The organism is Acidovorax sp. KPB24-07 (assembly GCF_057543315.1).
On record NZ_BAAJYS010000716.1, the window covers coordinates 1 to 1,120 of the forward strand.

At 75.4% G+C, this 1,120-nt stretch carries 1 protein-coding gene; it reads right to left on the reverse strand.

Features of this window, described 5'->3' with window-relative positions; all coding sequences use genetic code 11:
- The coding region (locus AC27IQ_RS25240; RefSeq protein ID WP_487091257.1) for a molybdopterin oxidoreductase family protein at window positions 1-1,120 on the reverse strand (1,120 nt) is incomplete at both ends.

The window sequence follows — 1,120 nt, forward strand, 5'->3', positions numbered from 1 at the left end:
CAGGGTGTCGGGGGTGTCCAGGCCCAGCAGGGCCTCGATGCGTTCGATCAGCGCATCGGGCGCGGGCTCGTGGCCGGCGGCGCGCAGCAGCACGCCGTGGCGTTCACGCTGCGGGCCGGCCAGGGGCGCGTTGTTGCTGAAGGGCACGCAGCTGGCGAAGGGCAGGGCGGGCATCAGCGCGGCCAGCGCCTCGCGCGCGGCCAGGGCGCTGTCGGCCGGCAGCCAGGCCATGGCGAGCAGCCGCCAGGGCAGCTCGGCCTTCAGGATCTTGACGGCGGTGTGCTTGAGTTCGGGCTGCTTGGAGGTGGGGCAGAAGGCCGGCGTGGTGAGCGCGTTCACGCCCGCCAGCGGCGTGCCGGTGGACGACTGCCCGCTCAGGTATTCGCTGCCCCAGTGCATGGCGATGAAGGCCTGCGACAGGCCCACGTCGGTGCTGCCCTGCACCGGCACCACGATGGCGCCGCGCGCGCTGGTGACGTGCACCAGGTCGCCCTCGGCCAGCTGGCGGCGCGCCATGTCCTGCGGGTGCATCTGCACGCTGGGCTCGGCCACGTGGCCGAACAGGCGGCCCAGCGTGCCGGTGCGGCTCATGCCGTGCCACTGGTCGCGCAGGCGGCCGGTGGTCAGGCTGAACGGGTAGCGCGCCTGGCGCGGCTCGGCCACCGGCTGCCAGGCGTTGGCGGCGAAGCGGGCGCGGCCGTCGGCGGTGGGGAACACGCCGTCTTCGTACAGGCGCGCTTTGCCCAGCGGGCGGGGCGGGGCCGAAGGGTCGGCATCGGCATCGGCATCGGTGTTGTCGGCGGCGCCGGCCGGGCAGGGCCACTGCTGCGGGCCCTGGGCATCGAGCAGCGCCCACGACAGGCCGGTGATGTCCAGGTCGCGCCCGCGCGTGCTCTCGCGGTGCTCGTTCCACACGGCCTCGGCGCCGCGCTCGGCCTCGCCGTCGCCAGTGGCGTACGGAAACAGCGTGGGCCGGCCCGGGCGCAGCCGCGCCTCCAGCCGGTGGGCGAACTGCACGGCGATGGCCCAGTCGTGGCGCGTGTCGCCGGGCGCGGGCACCGCAGGGCGCACGCGGGAGATGCGGCGCTCGCTGTTGGTCACCGTGCCGGTCTTCTCGCCC